The organism is Klebsiella sp. D-Nf1 (assembly GCF_002810515.1).
In the GTDB taxonomy this organism is placed as follows: domain Bacteria; phylum Pseudomonadota; class Gammaproteobacteria; order Enterobacterales; family Enterobacteriaceae; genus Klebsiella; species Klebsiella variicola.
Genome location: NZ_PIOK01000001.1, coordinates 1,946,815 through 1,966,028 on the forward strand (window position 1 = coordinate 1,946,815; position 19,214 = coordinate 1,966,028).

Sequence of the window (19,214 nt, forward strand, 5' to 3'; positions counted from 1 at the left end):
TCCGGTAAGGAGAATGCATGTCTCTGTTGTCCCTGGCCGACTGCTGGCCTCGCCGTTTTACCCCCTCCTCGCTGGCGCTGCAGTTTTGCGAGGACCCCACCCAGGCGGAACAGCCGCTGTTTGCCAAAGCCAGCGCCGGGGAGGCCGTCGCCCAACTCTGGCAGGCGCCGCAGGGATTTGTGGTGCCCGGGAGCTATCGTCAGTTTGCGGACCTGCCAGCGGTCAGCGCGCATTTTGCCGCGCGCGGCTGGCCGGTATGGCTCCGCCGCTCCGGGGGCGGTCTGGTGCCCCAGGGGCCGGGCATTATCAACCTTAGTCTCGCCTGGCCGGTGCAGCAGTCGCTCGGCGAGGCCGCCGAACCCATCTACCTCTCGCTGTGCGCGGTGCTGCAGCGTACCCTGGCGCGCTTCGGCGTTGCCAGCCACGCCCGGGCGGTAAACGGTTCCTTTTGCGATGGCCGGTATAACCTCGCCTGCGGGGAGGGCGAGGCGGCGCGCAAGATTGTCGGTACCGCCCAGTACTGGCGGCCGCTGGCGGCAGGCCGCGGCCACGTGGTGCTGGCCCATGCGGCGATCCTTATTGACGCTGATCTTACCGCGGCGCATCAGGCGGCGAACGCCTTCGAAGCGCAGCTCGGCAGCGAGCGGGTCTATTGCGCCGACAAAACCGTCACCCTCGCGCAGCGGCTTCCCGGCGAGCGCCATCTGCTGCCCCGCTTTAGCGAGGCGCTGGCGCGGGAGCTGGACGCGGCTCGCTAAAGGTCGCTTTCAGGTAGCGGCTGAAGGTTTCCACTGCGCGCGACACGCGCGGGGTATAAGGCCGGATGACATACAGCCGATCGGCAAACACCTCCACCGGCTGCCACGCCGGCAGCAGCTCCTGCACCAGCCCGCGGCCAATGGCCTCCCGGGCGCTGAAATCCGGCAGCAGCGCCACCCCCAGTCCCGCCAGCACGGCATCGCGTAGCGACTCGCTGTTATTCGTGGCGAAGGGCCCCTGCACGTTGATGGTCACCCGTTCATCGGGCGCCTGGCGGGAGGCGAACGTCCACTGCGGGCGCTGTGGCCCACGGGGATAGGTCAGGCACTGGTGGTGGCGCAGATCGTCGGGGGTCTCCGGGCGGCCATGGCGGCGAATATAGTCGGCGGACGCGACGATCAGCGTCGCGGTGTGACACAGCGGCCAGGCGACGTGGGTGTCCGGCAGCGCCTCGCGCCGACAATGGCGGATGGCGAGGTCGAACCCTTCGCTGGCCAGAGAGGCCAGCCGGTCGGTCACCTCAAGCTGCAAATGCAGCTGGGGATGCTGATGCAAAAACGGCGCAATCGCCGGGACCAGCTGCTGGCGGGAAAAGGCCACCGGCGCGGTCAGGCGCAGCGTTCCCCGCAGCGGCCCGCCCTCATCGCAGGCGCCGGTGAAAATATCCCGCAACTGACCAAACGGCTCGTTGAGCTCCGCCACCAGCCGCAGTCCGTCGTCGCTGAGGCTCACGCTGCGGGTGGTGCGATGGACCAGGGTTTTCCCGGTCACCCGCTCCAGCTCGCTGATTTTCTGGCTGATGGCCGACTTGCTGATCCCCAGCTTTTCCGCGGCCCGGGTATAGCTTTTTTGCTCTTCCAGCACCGTCAGCCAGTACAGATGGGCCCAGTAACTCTCCGGACGACTCTCGCTCATGTGATTGTTCACCAGTAAAAACAATGTATTCAACTATAGCGGTTTTTGCCCGCGACGGCATCGGCTAGCATCCTGTTCAGCCCGTCATTATTCCCTAACGATAAGGAACACCTGCATGCCATTACTGACATTTGACCTGATTGAAGGCCGTACGGAACAGGAGATCAGAACCCTGCTGGATGCCGCCCATCGCGCCGTGCTGCGTGCCTTCGAGGTACCGGAACGCGACCGCTACCAGATTGTTCACGAAAACAAAGCCCACCATATGGTGATTGACGATACCGGCCTCGGACTGACCCGCACGCGGGATCTGGTGGTGGTGCGGGTCTATACCAGCCCGCGCAGCGAGGCGCAGAAGCAGCGCTTCTTCGCCCTATTGCAGGAGGAGCTGGCGGAGCACTGCGGCCTGAGCGGCGATGATGTGATGGTGTCGATTATCAGTAATCAGAAAGGTGACTGGAGCTTTGGCCGCGGGGTCGCACAGTATCTTACCGGCGATCTGTAACCCGCAGCCCGAAGTGCGCCCTTAGCGGCGGGCTGCCGTCGCGATGCGCTGGCGCGCCTGCTGCTCAATATTCTCCAGCAGTTCCTGGACATCATCTTCATCAATATCGAGGAACTGGCCTTCCAGCAGCGCGGCGTGAATATCCTCCCGGGTGACCGAGATGCCCAGCGGCACCGCCCGGGGCTTGACCTCCTCCGCCGCCAGCGGATGCGGATAGCGGCGGCCAACCAGGTTATTAAACACGATAGCCAGCAGCGCCAGCATCAGCGAGTTGAGCAGCACCGGCGTCAGCACAAAGTGATAGCCTTCGCTGTGCACCCCGGCGCCGCCGAGGATCGCCGTCAGGGCCACCGCGCCGCCGGGGGGATGCAGACAGCGCAGAAAATACATCCCGGCGATCGCCAGCGCTGCCGCCAGGCCACAGGCCAGCGCCGGATGGGGAACCAGCATACCCACCGTGACGCCGATCAGCGCCGACAGCACATTACCGCCGACAATCGACCACGGCTGCGCCAGCGGGCTGCTCGGCACGCCAAATAACAGCACCGCCGACGCGCCCATGGGGGCAATAAACCACAGATTGACTTCGCCGAGAAGCCAGTGGCTGAACATGCTGGTTACCGCCAGCCCGGTGCCGGCGCCAATGGATCCCAGCACGATATGCCGGCGGGCCACCGGCAGCGCGTGCGGCTTCAGGCGCCCAAGGAAAATCCGCAGCCGTGAAAACAGCCCCGCAGAAATGACACTCAACATCGCTTTATCGCTTAGGTCATAGGAATTACTTATATTTTATTTTCTTTTTTTAACCTTACATTAACAACCATGTATTTCGCAGGGAATAGCGCGGGCAATCTCGTCCTGAGGGCACAGGGCTGTGAATTCTCGCGTGGGCTGATAGAATCCCTTTTCTGTCAGGGGGATACCCCTTTTGCGAACTGAAGGTCATAACCCAGTGAATAATAAAATCTCTTTAGCGAAAGAAGTGGCATGGGCCAGCCAGAATATGCCGCGTACCCTGCGTCAGGTCGCCGCCCTGCCCGACCTCAGCGGCGTGCGCCTGGCCTGCTGTATGCACCTCGACATGAAAATGATCCCGCTGGTGCAGGGGATCCTCGACAAGGGCGCTCAGGTCTTTTTAACCACCTGTAACCCCACCACCGTGCAAGACGACGTGGTGGCCTGGCTGGTGGAGCGCGGCGCCGAGGCCTGTGCGTGGCGCAATATGAGCGATGCCGACTGGCAACAGTCATGGGAAAAAGCGATTGCCTGGCAGCCCACTCACCTGTGCGAGATGGGCGCCGATATCACCACCCTGCTCCATCAGCGCGGCGAGTTCGGTAACATCGTGGCGGGTCTGGAAGCCACTGGCTCGGGCGTCAATCGGCTGGGCGATATTCAGCCAGGCTATCCGATCTTTAACTGGGACGATCTGCCGGTCAAAGAGGGGCTGCACAACCGCCATATGGTCGGTCTCACCGCCTGGCACACCTTCTTCCAGACCACTCATCTCACCCTGCATGAGAAAAAAGTGCTGGTGATCGGCTACGGCCTGGTCGGCCAGGGCGTCGCGGCGGCGGCAAAAGCCTTTGGCGGTCAGGTGATGGTGGCGGAGATCGATCCTGCCCGTCGTCTGCAGGCAGCCTACGACGGCTGGCACGTGGTGGTTCTGCAGGAGGCTATCGCCTCAGCGGATGTGGTGGCCACGGCGACAGGCGGGAAAAACGTGGTTAATCGCCAGGCGCTGGACCGTGCGAAAGCGGGAGTCTTTATCCTTAACGTCGGCCACGTGGCGGAAGAGATCGACGGCGAGTACCTGCGCCAGTACCCTCAGGAAGAGGTGATGTCGTATATCAACGCCTACCGCATGGCTGACAAAACCATCTATCTTCTGGCCAATGGTTCGATGCTCAACCTGACCGCGGGCTTCGGCGACAGCCTGAACGCTTTTGACGTCACCCTGGCGGTGATGGCCAGCGGCATTCGCCATATTGTCACCGACGGCATGCGCGCCCCGGCGCAGGTTTACCTCCTGCCCCAGGCGGTCTGGCAGCAGGCGCTGTAAACGCAGCGCATCGTCCCCCGATCGTGGAGACGATGCGCTTTACCATCAGGACGACGGCGCGGTATCCGGCAGTACAATGTTGCTCTGCGCCAGCGTTCCCATCTGGTTGTACATCACGCTGGCGGCATCCAGCAGGTGCATCGCCAGCGCGGCGCCGCTGCCCTCTCCCAGGCGCATGTCCATATCGAGATAGGGCCGCAGACCCAGCGCGTCCAGGGCGATCTGCGCCCCTTTCTCCGCCGACAAGTGCGAAGGGACAAGATATGGATGCGCCGCCGGAGCCATGCGACACGCCGCCAGGGCAGAGGCATAGGAGAGGAAGCCATCCAGCACCACCGGCAGACCACAGGAGGCCGCCCCGAGGATCACCCCGGTCATGCCCACCAGATCGTAACCGCCCACCTTCGCCAGGACATCCAGCCCCTCCTCCGGGTTCGGCTGGTTAAGGGCTATCGCCTGGCGCACCACCGCCACCTTATGGCCCCGCTGCGCGAGTGGCAGATTGGCCCCACAGCCCACCACTGCGTCAGGATCGCTGCCCGTCAGGACACTGATCACCGCTGCGGCCGGGGTGGTATTGGCCATTCCCAGCTCGCCGACGCCAAAGACTTTCACCCCGTCGGCGGCGAGCTGGCGGGTGAGATGCATGCTGGCCAGCAGCACCGTCTCCGCCTGCTGGCGACTCATCGCCGCCGTCCGGGCGATATTCCCGCTACCGCGGGCCACCTTGAGGTTAATCAGGCCCGGCAGCGGGTCGGCATCGATGCCGACATCCACCACCTGCACCCTGGCCCCGGCCTGCACCGCCAGCACGCAGACGCCGGTGTTTCCCCGCACCATATTGCCGGCATGAATGGCCGTCACCACCTGCGGCGAAGGCGTCACGCCTTCATGCCAGACGCCATGGTCGGCGCACATGACCACTATCGCCTTCTCCGCCAGCGCCAGCTGCCCCTGCAGCCCCGGCAAACCAGCCAGCTGCACGGCCAGCGTCTCCAGACGGCCAAGGCTACCGGGCGGCTTTAGCAGGCCATCAATATGCTGCTGAGCGCACGTCATGCCCGCTACATCGGGCTGCGGAATGGCAGCCAGTAACGCAGAAAGTGTTTCCATTCTGTTCCTCACCGTTGGCGCCAGGCCTTACAGCAGCGCCAGTAAAAAGAGTAATTCACCCAGCTCAATCGCCGCCCCGAGAGTATCCCCGGTCTGCCCACCGAGGGTTCGCTTCAGCGCCCATCCCAGTCCCCAGATCAGCACCAGGGTGATCAGCGCGGCGCGCAGACCCTGCAGCCCCAGCAGGACGGTGGCCAGCGCTACCCCCATCGCCACCGTCACCAGCGTCTGCTGCAGGCTAACTTTGCCAATAAACAGATTGCCCAGCCCCTTTTCCCGCGCGTAGCGATGACGATACATCAGCAGCACCGCCATTCCGCGACCGACGGCGCAGGCCGCCGCCAGCGCTGCGATGGGGTGGATATCGCGCAGCAACAGCTCGCCGACCACCAGCACTTTCGCCACCAGCACGAAGATCAGCGCCAGTCCGCCGTGGGTGCCCAGCCGGCTGTCGCGCATGATCTCCAGCATCCGATCGCGGGTACGGGCTGAGAAGATGCCGTCGCAGGTATCAGCCAGCCCGTCAAGGTGAAATCCGCCGGTGAGCAGCGCCAGCGCCAGCACGCCGAACAGCGCCGCCAGCGGGACGCCGCACCACGGCTGCAGGAAGAGCACCACCGCGCCGGCGATGGCGCCGAGCAGTAAACCGACCAGCGGAAAGGTAACGATACTGCGCTGGTACTGTTCGATCTCCAGCCCCTGAGATAACCGCGCCGGGACCGGCAGGCGGCTGATAAACGAGAGTGCAGCAAAGAATGACTTAATCACGTGAGGTTGACTCCTGTCGGCGAAAGCAGCGGAAGAGTTCGGTCGCGCCCGGTCAGCACCTGAGTTTGTCTTCTGGCGAATCGATCGTCGGAGAGGTGAGAGGTGTTGAGATATCGCTCTGACGCCGCTGCGTCAGATGCCCGGCCAGGATGAGAGAAACCCTTCCGATATCAATACGTTTTCGCGGGGCAGTATAGCAAAGAGTCGGTGAGGAGAGGCAGTTGCCGGGACAAAGTTTTGCAGAAAAAGAGACGAATGGGGAGGGAGAGCAGAACAGCCCGGCGACGTCGATCGCCGCCGGACCGGCAGGGATTAGCCTTCGACTTTGGCTTCGCCCATCACTTTCAGTTTTTTGGAGATGTCGCGGCGCTCTTTGGACAGCTCGGCATTTTTGATGATGTAATCATCAACGCGATCTTCGTAATCGCTCTTCATGCTGGCGATGATGCCCTGGATAGCTTCCACGCTCATGCCCGGTTTGATGTAGTCGCTGAGGTTGTCCAGCAGCAGAACGCGCTTCTGGTTATCACGGATCTTTTTCTCAACGTCCTGAATTTCACGCTGCAGTTTGTTCTTACGACGGTACAGACGAACAAACTCCAGTACGTCCTGGAAAGAAGGCTTAGTTGTTTCCATTTTTACACCCCTAATAATTGAGATTCGGATTCGTAAAGCGACTGCGATATAGGGCTAACATAACTGCTAGCAGTCGCTGATGACAATGTTTTTTCCTTTGCGTTTATCATAACCCTAAACGCTGCTGAATCGAAACAACCCATGCAGTTACCCGGTGCATCTGGTGCTTATTTGCGCAACGCGCGGCAGATCAGATGCGACAGCAGCTCCAGCTGACGCGCCAGTTCAATCGAGAGCCAAACATAGCCATGAATTGGGGTTTCCGCCAGGCTGTCGTCACCCTGCTCTTTCATCAGCTGGCGCAGTTCGAGAACGATCTCATTCAGCTTTTCATTGTTGGCGCGCACAGGCTGAGGGTTCCCTTCATACAAGGCGTGGGCGATGGCCAACAGCGTCTGCTGGGTCATCTGCTGCGTCTCCCGCAGGGTGTGCGCATTGAGCATCACAAAATGACCAGGACGGGTGGCCCACCAGGCGTTGATCTGCAGCTCCAGCATGCAGACGAGGTTGCGGCTGACGGTCTGGATAGCCTCGAAGATCGCCTTCTGGATGTGCGTCTCTTTGCTGGCGGGGGTGATCAGCCCGCGCATTTTGACGACGTCGTTCAGCGCCTGTTGGAGATGCTTTTCCAGCGGCGGCCGATCCACCAGATTTGGCGAGAAGCCGGCCTGGTAGAGGCGGTTAAAGTTGGTGACATAGCTGGCCATCTGGATGCGCCAGTGGATGAACGCCCGCTGCGGCCAGATACCGGTAAACAGCATCGCCAGCAGCGAGCCGAAGATCACGTCGCCGCTTCGCCACAGCGCGGTATGCATATCGCCGGGCGGCGCCCCGACCACCACCGACAGGGTAATGCCGATCAGCAGTGCCTGATAGGGTTTCTTGCCCAGCGCCAGCCAGCCGCAGAGGAACATCGCCGCCGCGCACCAGAGGACCATCAGCGGCAGGGAGATGAGCTCAAGCTTCAGCGCCACCAGCCCCAGCGCCGAGCCGAGGATCGTGCCACCGATGCGCTGAAACGCCCGCGGCACGACGTTGCCCCAGAAGGAGATCGGACCCATCACCACCACCAGGGTGATGAGAGGCCAGGTCCCCTCAGGCACGTTCAGCAGCCGCACCAGCAAAAAAGTGAGCACAAAGGCCAGCGCAATCCGCACGCCATGCACTACCCGATAATGGCGATACAAGCGGATCTCAAATGGCTTGAGTGATTTATCAGCGCGCACAACCCTCTCCGGCAAAACGAAAAGGCCAATTGTAACTGCTTTTTCGCCCGGAGCGTGCCGGGAATGTAAAAATCCTTGTCCGGAATAGGGGTAAACCGCTACGACGCTACGCGCTCAACGGGGACATACATGTCGATATCCCAGTAGCCGTCGTGGTTGCCGTCGTTGAGATAGATCTCAAAACAGGGCCTGGGGGCCACGCGATACGTTGTGCTCTGCAGCAGGCTGTCGAAAAACTGCATCCACGGGGTGGCAAAATCGTAATCCACCACCCGCGCGCGGGCGCAGGCGTAATCCCCGCCGGCAACCGCCGCCAGTATCACCCCTTCGCTGTTGGCGGGAATGACGTAATCCTCGTCAACGGCGACCACGGTGGCGCAGCGCAGTTTTTCCGCCGGCACTTCCTCCGGGTTATCGTAGTAGACGGCAAGCCATTCACGGGCGGGCACCTGATGGTTCTCAACCCACATCATCAGTTGCTCAAACCCCTGCTTGACCGTTTGATCCCAGGGCCCGACCAGATGGAAACCGGCAATGGTTTTCTTGCCGAGGGTGGTGATGCTGTAGTTCATCTTGCCTCCTTTGGAGATAAATGACTGTATGAATATACAGTTAATTTAACAGGAGATCCCCCCTCAGTATGTGCGCGAATTCACAGAGTCGCCATCACACTGCTGAAAAAAGAGACGCCCCGCCAGCAGGAGCGACAGACGAAAAAAAACCGCCTGCAAAGAGGCGGTTATCATGGTTACAGCTCGTGGTGCAGGTAATCGCTCATTCGCGAGAACACCCCGCCTTTATTGATGCTTTCGAGGGTGACCAGCGGATAGTGCCCCACCACCTTGTCGCCGTCATACAGCGAAATCTCGCCGACCCGCTGGTTGGCGGCGATCGGCGCCTCCAGATCCTTCTTATCCAGCACATATTTCGCTTTAATCCGCGACACTTCCGCCTTCGGCAGCGCTAACCAGAAATCCTGATCGGTGCCGAGCTTAATCTGCTCTTTATCGCCGTACCAGATGCGTTCGGTGCCGACCTTCTGGCCTTTCTGCAGCACCTGCACGGTGTCAAAGTTCTGCTGCCCCCAGTGCAGCAGTTTAGCGGCCTGCTGCTCGCGGCCTTTCGGACTGTCCGCCCCCATCACCACGGCGATCAGCCGGCGCTGGCCATCCACCGCCGAGGCGATCAGGTTGAACCCGGCGCCCGAGGTGTGGCCCGTTTTCAGGCCATCGACGTTCATGGTTTTATCCCACAGCAGACCGTTACGGTTTTGCTGGGTGATCCCGTTCCACGTCAGGCTTTTTTGACTGTACATGTGGTAGACGTCAGGCTCGCCATGAATAATCGCCCGCGACAGCACAGCGAGGTCATAGGCCGAACTGTGCTGGCCCGGGGCGTCGAGGCCGTGGACGGTTTCGAAATGGGTGTCCTGCAGGTGCAGTTTTTCGACATACTGATTCATCAGGGCGACAAACTGCGGCTGGCCACCGGCGACATAGTCGGCCAGCGCGACGCAGGCGTCGTTACCGGAGTCGACAATCAGCCCACGGCTGAGGTCGCGGACGCTGACGCGATCCCCAGGCTTTAAGAACATCAGGGATGACCCGTCGAACACCGGGTTGCCCTTCGCCCAGGCGTCTTTACCTACGGTGACGATGTCGTCAAAGGTGATACGATGGCTGTCGATGGCGCGATCGACCACGTAGCCGGTCATCAGTTTGGTCAGACTGGCAGGATTGCGCTGCTGATGTTCGTTACCCGCGGTCAGGACCTGACCGGTGGTGTAATCCATCAGCACCCAGGAACCAGCCTGAATAGCCGGTGGCGCGACCGTAGCAGGGAAGTCGACGGCAAATGCGCAGGAAACGCTCGAAGCGAGCAAAGATACAGCAATAAACAAACGGCCTTTCAACGGCATATCCTCTAGATTTACAGATCCGCCGTCCTTTTTACGGAACTTCGCGTTTCATATCAGGGTTTAATTGCAAGAAAATATGACACAGCAGAGGATGTTGCTTGCCGTTACCCTTCTGATGCCCGGGCAAATCGTTTACCATACCCGTCGCACGCCACCACGGATAATGAACAGACTATGCAAGATAGCGTCAACCAGCCCGGATTTTTATTCCACGATTATGAAACCTTCGGCACCAGCCCTTCCCTCGACCGGCCGGCGCAGTTCGCTGCCATCCGCACCGACGCGGAGCTGAACGTGCTGGGCGAGCCCGAGGTGTTTTACTGCAAGCCTGCTGACGATTACCTGCCACAGCCGCAGGCGGTGATGATCACCGGGATCACCCCGCAGGAAGCGCTGGCCAAAGGGGATAACGAGGCCGCGTTTGCCCGCCGCATCCACGATCTGTTCACAGTGCCGCAAACCTGTATTGTCGGCTATAACAACGTGCGCTTTGATGACGAAGTGACACGGAATATCTTTTATCGCAACTTCTATGACCCTTATGCCTGGAGCTGGCAGCACGATAACTCGCGCTGGGATCTGCTCGACGTGATGCGCGCTTGCTATGCCCTGCGTCCGGAAGGGATCACCTGGCCGGAGAATGACGAGGGTTTGCCCAGCTTCCGGCTTGAACATCTGACCGTCGCCAACGGTATTGAACACCAGAACGCTCATGATGCGATGGCCGATGTGTACGCCACCATCGCCATGGCAAAGCTGGTGAAAACCCAGCAGCCGCGGCTGTTTGATTATCTCTACAGCCATCGCAATAAGCGCAAGCTGGCGACGCTCATCGACGTGCCGCAGATGAAACCGCTGGTGCATGTCTCCGGCATGTTTGGCGCCGCGCGCGGCAACACCAGCCTGGTGGCGCCCCTGGCCTGGCATCCGGAAAACCGCAATGCGGTGATTATGGTCGATCTGGCGGGCGATATGGCGCCGCTGCTGGAGCTCGATGCCGATGCCCTGCGCGAGCGGCTTTACACCCCGCGCGCCGAGCTTGGCGATCTGCCGGCGGCGCCGATTAAGCTGGTGCATCTCAATAAATGTCCGGTGCTGGCTCAGGCCAATACTCTGCGCCCGCAGGATGCCGACCGGCTGGGGATCTCTATTCAACGCTGTCTGGAGAATGCCCAGCTGCTGCGGGCGAATCCGCAGGTGCGCGAGAAAGTGGTGGCGGTCTATGCCGAAGCCGAACCGTTCGTGCCGTCCGAGAACGTCGACGCCCAGCTTTACAATGGGTTCTTTAGCGATGCCGACCGCGCGGCGATGAAAATCGTGCTGGAAACCGAACCGCGCAATCTGCCGGCGCTGGATATTACCTTCGCCGACAAGCGTATCGAACGCCTGCTGTTTAACTACCGGGCGCGCAACTTCCCCGGCACGCTCGATGAACATGAGCAGCAGCGCTGGTTAGAGCATCGTCGTCAGGTGTTTACGCCTGAGTTTTTGCAGGCCTATGCCGATGAGCTACAGATGCTGTATCAGCAGTATGCGGATGATAAAGAGAAGCTGGCGCAGCTGAAGGCGCTGTGGCAGTACGCACAGGATATTGTCTGATTGGCTGAAATTCCCGGGTTGCGGCTAACGCCTTACCCGGGCTACAAACTGTATCAGCAGTATGCGGATGATAAAGAGAAGCTGGCGCAGCTGAAGGCACTGTGGCAGTACGCACAGGATATTGTCTGATTGGCTGAAATTCCCGGGTTGCGGCTAACGCCTTACCCGGGCTACAAACGATGGCTGGACTCGTAGCCCGGGTAAGACGCCTCGCGTCGCACCCGGGAACGTTGCTTAACTTTTCGCGCGGCTGGCGATGATTTCATCCGCCACATTGCGCGGCGCTTCCGCGTAATGGTGGAACTCCATGCTGTAGGTTGCCCGTCCCTGAGACATCGAACGCAGCGTGGTGGAATAACCAAACATCTCCGCCAGCGGCACGTCGGCGCGGATGATCTGGCTGCCGAAGCGCTCTTCCATCCCCTGCACCATCCCGCGACGGGAAGAGAGATCGCCCATAATATTCCCGGCGTACTCTTCCGGCGTCTCCACCTCGACGTGCATCACCGGCTCAAGGATCACCGGATCCGCTTTGCGCGCGCCTTCCCGGAAGCCAAAGATCGCCGCCATGCGGAACGCCATTTCCGAGGAGTCCACGTCGTGGTACGACCCAAAGGTCAGGGTCGCTTTCACGTCAACCACCGGATAGCCCGCCAGCACGCCGGTGCCCATCGCTTCGCGCAGCCCTTTCTCCACGGAAGGGATGTACTCGCGCGGCACCACGCCGCCTTTGGTGGCGTCCTCGAAGACGAAACCGCTGCCCGGCTCCAGCGGCTCCAGGGTCAGCACGACGTGCCCGTACTGCCCTTTGCCGCCGGACTGGCGCACAAATTTGCCTTCCACGTCCGTCACTTTCTTGCGCAGGGTTTCGCGGTAGGTGACCTGCGGACGACCAATGTTGGCCTCAACGCCAAACTCGCGCTTCATCCGGTCGACAATGATCTCCAGATGCAGCTCGCCCATACCGGAGATAATCGTCTGGCCGGACTCTTCATCGGTATGCAGACGGAACGACGGATCTTCCGCCGCCAGCCGCTGCAGCGCGATGCCCATTTTCTCCTGATCCGCTTTGGTCTTCGGCTCGATGGCCAGCGAAATCACCGGCTCCGGAAATTCCATCCGTTCGAGGGTAATGATCGCATCCGGATCGCACAGTGTATCACCGGTGGTCACATCCTTCAGACCGACGCAGGCCGCGATATCCCCGGCGTGCAGTTCGTCAACTTCGTGGCGGTCGTTGGCGTGCATCAGCACGATACGCCCGATGCGCTCTTTCTTGCCCTTCACCGGGTTCCACACCGCATCGCCTTTTTTCAGCGTCCCGGAGTAGACGCGGATAAAGGTCAGCTGGCCGACGTAGGGGTCGGTCATCAGTTTAAACGCCAGCGCCGACAGCGGCTCATCGTCGCTCGGATGGCGTTCCGCCGGCTGGCCTTTCTCATCAACGCCCTGTATCGCCGGAATATCCAGCGGCGACGGCATCAGCTCCACCACCGCATCGAGCATGCGCTGCACGCCTTTGTTTTTAAAGGCGCTACCGCAGAGCACCACCTGGATTTCCCCCTTCACCGTGCGCTGGCGCAGACCGGCAACGATCTCCGCCTCGTCCAGCTCACCGGTTTCCAGGTATTTATCCATCAGCGCGTCGCTGGCTTCCGCCGCCGCCGAGACCATTTTCTCCCGCCACTCGCGGGCCGTCGCCAGCAGATCGTCAGGGACAGGCCCATAGCTGAAGGTCATGCCCTGGGTGGCGTCATCCCACAGGATGGCGCGCATTTTCACCAGATCGACAACGCCGGTGAAATGCTCTTCGGCGCCAATGGGGATCACAATCGGCACCGGGTTGGCCTTCAGGCGGTCGATCATCATCTGCACCACGCGGAAGAAGTCCGCGCCGGGGCGGTCCATCTTGTTGACGAAGGCCAGCCGCGGAACGTGGTATTTATTCGCCTGGCGCCAGACGGTTTCCGACTGGGGCTGCACCCCGCCGACGGAGTCATACACCATCACCGCGCCGTCGAGCACGCGCATGGAACGTTCCACCTCAATGGTGAAATCCACGTGCCCCGGGGTGTCGATGATATTGATCCGGTGCGGCTCGAAGCTGCGGTCCATACCCGGCCAGAAGCAGCTTACCGCCGCCGAGGTAATGGTGATCCCGCGCTCCTGCTCCTGGGCCATCCAGTCGGTGGTTGCCGCGCCATCGTGTACTTCACCCAGCTTATGGCTCATCCCGGTATAAAACAGGATGCGCTCGGTGGTGGTGGTTTTACCGGCATCGATATGCGCGGAGATACCGATGTTGCGATAACGTTCGAGGGGGATGGGTCGGGGCATGATGCGTCCTTAGTCATTTTGACTGTCAGTCTGCGGTCGGAATGATCCGCAGTTCATTTAACTGCCGCCTATCATAGTACAACTGTACGAGTATATTCGAACTATTTTTGCTATTATTACGATTGGTCAGGTTGCGGCGGCGCGCGTGGTATCAGAACCGGAGTTTGGGTATAGTAGCCGCCAGCCGCCGATATGGGCTGCGGCTACCATGCGCCGCGCCACCGCCGACACAGGATTATTATGATCGCCAATCACCCCGAACGAGAACAAATTCGCCTGGAAAATGTCCTTTCCGCGCTCGGTAACCCACTGCGACTGGAGATCATCCGCACGCTGGCCGACGGCAGCGAGCTGAGCTGCAACGCTCTGCGCCAGGAAGAGGTGGCCAAGTCCACCATGACCCACCACTGGCGCGTCCTGCGCGACAGCGGTGTGATCTGGCAACGGCCTCAGGGACGGGAGAACATGATTTCGCTGCGCCGGGAAGATCTGGACGCCCGTTTTCCCGGCCTGCTGGATACGCTGCTGAACGTGATGCAGCAGCCGTGAATCGCTAACCGACAGCCTACTCCTCTCCCGCCAGCCGCTGATACTGTCTGAAACGCGCCCGGGCATCGTCCTCCGTTTGTCGGAACAGCGCGTCCGCCAGATCCGGCGTGGTTTTATGCAGCGCGGCGTAGCGCACCTCGCCGAGCAAAAAGTCGCGGAAACTCTCTTCCGGCTCTTCGGAGTCCAGTATAAACGGCGTTTTGCCCTCGGCTTCCCGCTGCGGATGATAGCGCCACAGGTGCCAGTATCCCGCCTCCACCGCCCGCTTCGCCTCGCGCTGACTGCTGCGCATCCCGGCTTTCAGGCCGTGGTTGATACAGGCGGCATAGGCGATCACCAGCGACGGTCCCGGCCAGGCCTCGGCCTCGGCGATGGCCCGCAAGGTCTGATCTTTATCGGCGCCCATGGCGATCTGGGCGACGTAAACATTGCCGTAGCTCATCGCCATCATGCCGAGATCTTTTTTACGCGTGCGTTTTCCCTGAGCGGCAAATTTGGCGATCGCCGCCACCGGGGTCGACTTGGACGACTGGCCGCCGGTGTTGGAGTAGACCTCGGTATCAAACACCAGAATATTGACGTCTTCCCCACTGGCCAGCACATGATCGAGGCCGCCAAAGCCGATATCGTAGGCCCAGCCGTCGCCGCCGAAGATCCACTGCGAACGCCGGACGAAATAGTCGCGGTTCTGCCAGAGCTGCTCCAGCAGCGGGACGCCCTCTTTTTCCTCCGCCAGCAACGCACTGAGGCGGTCCGCGCGCTCGCGGGTCCCCTCCCCCTCATCCTGCTGCGCCAGCCACTGCTGCATCGCGGCGTGAAGCGCGTCGCTGACCGGCAGCGCCAGCGCGGCGGTCAGCTCCTCGGCGATCTGTTGGCGGATCGCCTGGCCGCCAAGCATCATGCCGAGACCGAACTCCGCGTTATCCTCAAACAGCGAGTTTGCCCAGGCCGGCCCGTGGCCGCGATGGTTGGTGGTATAGGGCATCGAAGGCGCGCTGGCGCCCCAGATCGAAGAGCAGCCGGTGGCGTTGGCGATCAGCATCCGGTCGCCAAACAGCTGGGTAATAAGCCGGGCATAGGGCGTTTCTCCACAGCCCGCGCAGGCGCCGGAAAACTCCAGCAGCGGCGTTTCGAACTGGCTGCCTTTGACCGTCGTTTTACGAAACGGGTTATCTTTTGGCGCCAGTCCCAGGGCGTAATCCCAGACCGGAGCTATCGCACGCTGGCTGTCGAGGGAGACCATCTGCAGCGCCTTGCCGCGCGACGGGCAGCTCTCCACGCAGTTGCCGCAGCCGGAGCAGTCCAGCGGCGAGATAGCCAGATGATAGTGATAGTCTTTGGCCCCCTGAGCGGGTTTACTCAGCAGCCCGGCGGGAGCCGTGTCCTGCTCTTCAGCGCTCAGTAACGCCGGGCGGATCGCCGCATGCGGGCAGACAAAGGCGCACTGGTTACACTGGGTACAGCCGTCAGGCTGCCAGACCGGCACCTCCAGCGCGATGCCGCGCTTCTCCCAGGCGGCGGTGCCGGAGGGAAAGGTGCCGTCTTCCATCCCGGCGAAGGCGCTCACCGGCAGCAGGTCGCCACGCTGGCGGTTCATGGGCTGCAGGATATCGCGGATGAAATCCGGCATCAGGGCGCTCGCCTGCGGTGCCGGCGCCTCGAGGGTCGCCCAGTGAGCGGGAAACGTCACCCGGTGCAGCGCCGCCATCCCCAGCTCGATAGCCCGCTGGTTCATCTCAATGACGCTCGCCCCTTTGCTGCCATAGCTTTTCTCCACCGCCTGCTTGAGATAGTCCGCCGCCGTTTGCGGCTCGATAATCGCCGTCAGCTTAAAGAACGCCGCCTGCATCAGCATGTTAAAGCGCCCGCCGAGGCCCAGCTCACGGGCGATGTCCACCGCATTGAGGGTATAAAAGTCGATCTTTTCCTGCGCCAGATAGCGCCGGACGCTGACCGGCAGGTGCTGCTCCAGCTCCGCCTCGGACCAGCTGCAGTTGAGCAGAAAAGTGCCTCCCGGCTTCAGCCCCTCCAGCAGGTCGTAGCGGTCGACATAGGATTGCTGAGAGCAGGCGATAAAATCGGCCCGGTGGATCAGGTAGGGCGAGGTGATCGGCCGGTCGCCAAAGCGCAGGTGCGAAACGGTGATCCCCCCGGACTTTTTCGAGTCGTAGGAAAAGTAAGCCTGGGCGTAGAGTGGCGTGTTATCGCCGATGATCTTGATGGCGCTTTTGTTCGCCCCGACGGTGCCATCCGAGCCCATCCCCCAGAATTTGCAGGCGGTGATCCCGGCATGGGAGACCGCCAGCGGTTCCTGCCGGGCGGGCAGCGAGGTAAAAGTGACATCATCGACAATACCCAGAGTAAAGCCGTCCTTCGGCAGCGGCTGCCTGAGGTTGTCAAACACCGCGGCGATATCGTTGGGCAGCACGTCCTTACCGCCGAGCGCGTAGCGGCCGCCGACAATCAGCGGCGCATCGTCGCGTTGATAGAAGGCGTTCTTGACGTCGAGGCACAGCGGTTCCGCCTGCGCCCCCGGCTCTTTGGTACGGTCAAGGACGGCAATACGCTGCACGCTGGCGGGCAGTTGCGCGAAAAAGTGCGCCAGCGAGAACGGCCGATAGAGATGGACGCTGAGCAGCCCCACCTTCTCCCCCGCCGCATTCAGCGTCTCCACCACCTCCTGGACGGTGTCGCACACTGAGCCCATGGCGATAATCACCCGCTCGGCATCCGGCGCGCCGTGGTAATTAAACAGGTGATATTCCCGCCCGGTCAGCGCGGTGATCTTCGCCATATAGCTTTCCACCAGATCGGGCAGCGCGAGGTAGAAGCGGTTACCGGCCTCCCGCTCCTGGAAGTAGATATCCGGATTTTGCGCGGTGCCGCGGATCACCGGATGATCCGGGTGCAGCGCCTGCCGACGAAAGCGCTCCAGCGCCGGGCGGTCCAGCAGCGTCGCCAGTTGCTCATACGCCAGCACCTCAATCTTCTGTATTTCGTGCGAGGTGCGAAAGCCGTCGAAGAAATTGATAAACGGGATCCGCCCGGCGATCGCCGTCAGGTGCGCCACCGCCGACAGGTCCATCACCTGCTGAACGTTATTCTCCACCAGCATGGCGCAGCCGGTCTGGCGTACCGCCATCACGTCCTGGTGGTCGCCAAAAATATTCAGCGAATTGGTCGCCAGCGCCCGCGCGCTGACGTGAAAAACGCCTGGCAGCAGTTCACCGGCAATTTTGTACAAATTGGGGATCATCAGCAGCAGCCCCTGCGACGCGGTGTAGGTGGTGGTGAGCGCTCCCGCCTGCAGCGCGCCGTGCACCGCCCCGGCGGCACCGGCTTCGGATTGCATCTCCATCAGGCGCACCGGCTGGCCAAACAGATTCTTTTTCCCCTTAGCGGCCCATTCATCGACATTTTCCGCCATCGGCGTGGAGGGGGTGATGGGGTAGATGGCCGCCACGTCGGTAAAGGCGTAGGAGATCCAGGCCGCCGCCGTGTTGCCATCCATTGTTTTCATGTTTCCGGACATCGTTCAATCCTCAAAGGTGAGCGTTCTCTTTACCGCGGCAGCCCGCGGCAAACCCTGTCACCTCTCCAAGCACAGCCTGTGCCAGCTCGCAAATTGCCGCCTGTCACTCATCAATTCAACAGGTTAAGGGAAGAAACGCGCAGGCCCGTCCGGCGGGATTGCGGGGAATAAGACACTGTGCGCGACAAGCTGTTGAACAGGTGACAAAGCGCCGCGCCGGGCCCGTGGGGGGAAATTGTTCTGTTTCGCACATTTGGTGGCGTTATTGTGCCGTTTGCTCAGCCTCCCGGCGCGGCCGGTTTACAAAAAACATTTATTTATCAAATGGCTGAACAAAAATTCGCAGCTGGTACGTTCCCTGCACTTCTCTGCTGGCAAACACTCAACAACAGGAGAAGTCACCATGACCATGCGTCAATGCGCTATCTACGGTAAAGGCGGTATCGGTAAATCCACCACCACCCAGAATCTCGTCGCGGCCCTCGCCGAGATGGGTAAGAAAGTGATGATCGTCGGCTGCGATCCGAAAGCGGACTCCACCCGTCTGATCCTTCACGCTAAAGCCCAGAACACCATCATGGAGATGGCGGCGGAAGTGGGCTCGGTCGAGGATCTGGAGCTCGAAGACGTTCTGCAAATCGGCTATGGCGATGTCCGTTGCGCCGAATCCGGCGGCCCGGAGCCAGGCGTCGGCTGCGCCGGACGCGGGGTGATCACCGCCATCAACTTCCTCGAGGAAGAAGGCGCCTATGAAGAAGATTTGGATTTCGTCTTCTATGACGTCCTCGGCGACGTGGTCTGCGGCGGCTTCGCTATGCCGATCCGCGAAAACAAAGCTCAGGAGATCTACATCGTCTGCTCCGGCGAGATGATGGCGATGTATGCCGCCAACAATATCTCCAAAGGGATCGTGAAGTACGCCAAATCCGGCAAGGTGCGCCTCGGCGGCCTGATCTGTAACTCGCGCAAAACCGACCGGGAAGACGAACTGATCATCGCCCTGGCGGAGAAGCTTGGCACGCAGATGATCCACTTCGTTCCCCGCGACAACATTGTGCAGCGCGCGGAGATCCGCCGGATGACGGTGATCGAGTACGACCCGACCTGTCAGCAGGCCAACGAATATCGTCAACTGGCGCAGAAGATCGTCAATAACACCAAAAAAGTGGTGCCGACGCCGTGCACCATGGACGAGCTGGAATCGCTGCTGATGGAGTTCGGCATCATGGAAGAAGAAGACACCAGCATCATTGGTAAAACCGCCGCTGAAGAAAACGCGGCCTGAGCACAGGATC

At 61.0% G+C, this 19,214-nt stretch carries 17 protein-coding genes; 7 read left to right on the forward strand and 10 right to left on the reverse strand.

Annotation, left to right across the window (positions count from 1 at the left end; genetic code table 11):
- Positions 1-17: 17 nt before the first annotated feature.
- Positions 18-758: a lipoyl protein ligase domain-containing protein gene (locus CWM54_RS09610; protein WP_100696832.1), complete on the forward strand. Its 741-nt coding sequence runs from the start codon at positions 18-20 to the stop codon at positions 756-758.
- Here CWM54_RS09610 and CWM54_RS09615 read toward each other — a convergent pair.
- Entirely contained in the window at positions 718-1,674 is a 957-nt protein-coding gene (locus tag CWM54_RS09615) for a LysR family transcriptional regulator (protein WP_100696834.1), read from the reverse strand. The genes CWM54_RS09610 and CWM54_RS09615 overlap by 41 nt on opposite strands.
- A gap of 115 nt (positions 1,675-1,789) precedes the next feature.
- Between CWM54_RS09615 and CWM54_RS09620 the strand changes: the two genes are divergently transcribed.
- Positions 1,790-2,179, forward strand: coding sequence for a tautomerase family protein (locus CWM54_RS09620; RefSeq protein WP_008804146.1), 390 nt, complete (start codon positions 1,790-1,792; stop codon positions 2,177-2,179).
- A 21-nt stretch (positions 2,180-2,200) separates the two neighbouring features.
- Here the strand turns inward: CWM54_RS09620 and CWM54_RS09625 are convergent, their stop codons facing one another.
- Positions 2,201-2,932, reverse strand: coding sequence for an HPP family protein (locus CWM54_RS09625; protein WP_061153966.1), 732 nt, complete (start codon positions 2,930-2,932; stop codon positions 2,201-2,203).
- 199 nt (positions 2,933-3,131) lie between these two features.
- Here CWM54_RS09625 and CWM54_RS09630 point away from each other — a divergent pair, with 199 nt between their 5' ends.
- Entirely contained in the window at positions 3,132-4,241 is a 1,110-nt protein-coding gene (locus CWM54_RS09630) for an adenosylhomocysteinase (RefSeq protein WP_100696836.1), read from the forward strand.
- Positions 4,242-4,286: 45 nt separating this feature from the next.
- Here CWM54_RS09630 and cobT read toward each other — a convergent pair whose 3' ends face one another.
- From cobT to dacD, 6 genes are all read right to left on the reverse strand, one after another.
- Positions 4,287-5,354: a nicotinate-nucleotide--dimethylbenzimidazole phosphoribosyltransferase gene (gene cobT / locus CWM54_RS09635; protein WP_100696838.1), complete on the reverse strand. Its 1,068-nt coding sequence runs from the start codon at positions 5,352-5,354 to the stop codon at positions 4,287-4,289.
- A gap of 27 nt (positions 5,355-5,381) precedes the next feature.
- Complete coding sequence (gene cobS, locus CWM54_RS09640) at positions 5,382-6,122, reverse strand: adenosylcobinamide-GDP ribazoletransferase (RefSeq protein WP_100696840.1); 741 nt, start codon at positions 6,120-6,122, stop codon at positions 5,382-5,384.
- Between the two features lie 312 nt (positions 6,123-6,434).
- Entirely contained in the window at positions 6,435-6,758 is a 324-nt protein-coding gene (locus CWM54_RS09645; protein WP_002911883.1) for a DUF496 family protein, read from the reverse strand.
- A gap of 167 nt (positions 6,759-6,925) precedes the next feature.
- Positions 6,926-7,984, reverse strand: coding sequence for an FUSC family protein (locus CWM54_RS09650; RefSeq protein ID WP_100696842.1), 1,059 nt, complete (start codon positions 7,982-7,984; stop codon positions 6,926-6,928).
- Positions 7,985-8,082: 98 nt separating this feature from the next.
- Positions 8,083-8,556, reverse strand: coding sequence for a DNA gyrase inhibitor SbmC (gene sbmC / locus CWM54_RS09655; RefSeq protein ID WP_012967620.1), 474 nt, complete (start codon positions 8,554-8,556; stop codon positions 8,083-8,085).
- 176 nt (positions 8,557-8,732) lie between these two features.
- Entirely contained in the window at positions 8,733-9,896 is a 1,164-nt protein-coding gene (gene dacD, locus CWM54_RS09660; protein WP_008804139.1) for a serine-type D-Ala-D-Ala carboxypeptidase DacD, read from the reverse strand.
- 180 nt (positions 9,897-10,076) lie between these two features.
- Between dacD and sbcB the strand changes: the two genes are divergently transcribed.
- Positions 10,077-11,501 carry an exodeoxyribonuclease I gene (gene sbcB, locus CWM54_RS09665; RefSeq protein ID WP_023340484.1) on the forward strand — a complete coding sequence of 475 codons (1,425 nt, stop codon included), beginning with the start codon at positions 10,077-10,079 and terminating at the stop codon, positions 11,499-11,501.
- The gene (locus CWM54_RS29395; RefSeq protein WP_021313317.1) at positions 11,502-11,630 is read left to right on the forward strand and encodes a hypothetical protein; all 129 of its coding nucleotides are present in this window, start codon (positions 11,502-11,504) and stop codon (positions 11,628-11,630) included.
- A 105-nt stretch (positions 11,631-11,735) separates the two neighbouring features.
- On the opposite strand, the gene fusA is transcribed toward CWM54_RS29395, so the two are convergent.
- Positions 11,736-13,838 (reverse strand): elongation factor G, encoded by a 2,103-nt coding sequence (fusA, locus tag CWM54_RS09670; RefSeq protein ID WP_100696844.1) that lies wholly within the window; start codon positions 13,836-13,838, stop codon positions 11,736-11,738.
- A 240-nt stretch (positions 13,839-14,078) separates the two neighbouring features.
- On the opposite strand from fusA, the gene CWM54_RS09675 reads away from it, so the two are divergent.
- Positions 14,079-14,387, forward strand: a complete 309-nt coding sequence (locus tag CWM54_RS09675) for an ArsR/SmtB family transcription factor (RefSeq protein ID WP_008804136.1) — start codon at positions 14,079-14,081, stop codon at positions 14,385-14,387.
- Positions 14,388-14,403: 16 nt separating this feature from the next.
- On the opposite strand, the gene nifJ is transcribed toward CWM54_RS09675, so the two are convergent.
- Positions 14,404-17,919: a pyruvate:ferredoxin (flavodoxin) oxidoreductase gene (gene nifJ / locus CWM54_RS09680; protein WP_100696846.1), complete on the reverse strand. Its 3,516-nt coding sequence runs from the start codon at positions 17,917-17,919 to the stop codon at positions 14,404-14,406.
- A 403-nt stretch (positions 17,920-18,322) separates the two neighbouring features.
- On the opposite strand from nifJ, the gene nifH reads away from it, so the two are divergent.
- Positions 18,323-19,204, forward strand: a complete 882-nt coding sequence (gene nifH, locus CWM54_RS09685; RefSeq protein ID WP_004203553.1) for a nitrogenase iron protein — start codon at positions 18,323-18,325, stop codon at positions 19,202-19,204.
- The last annotated feature ends 10 nt before the right edge of the window (positions 19,205-19,214 follow it).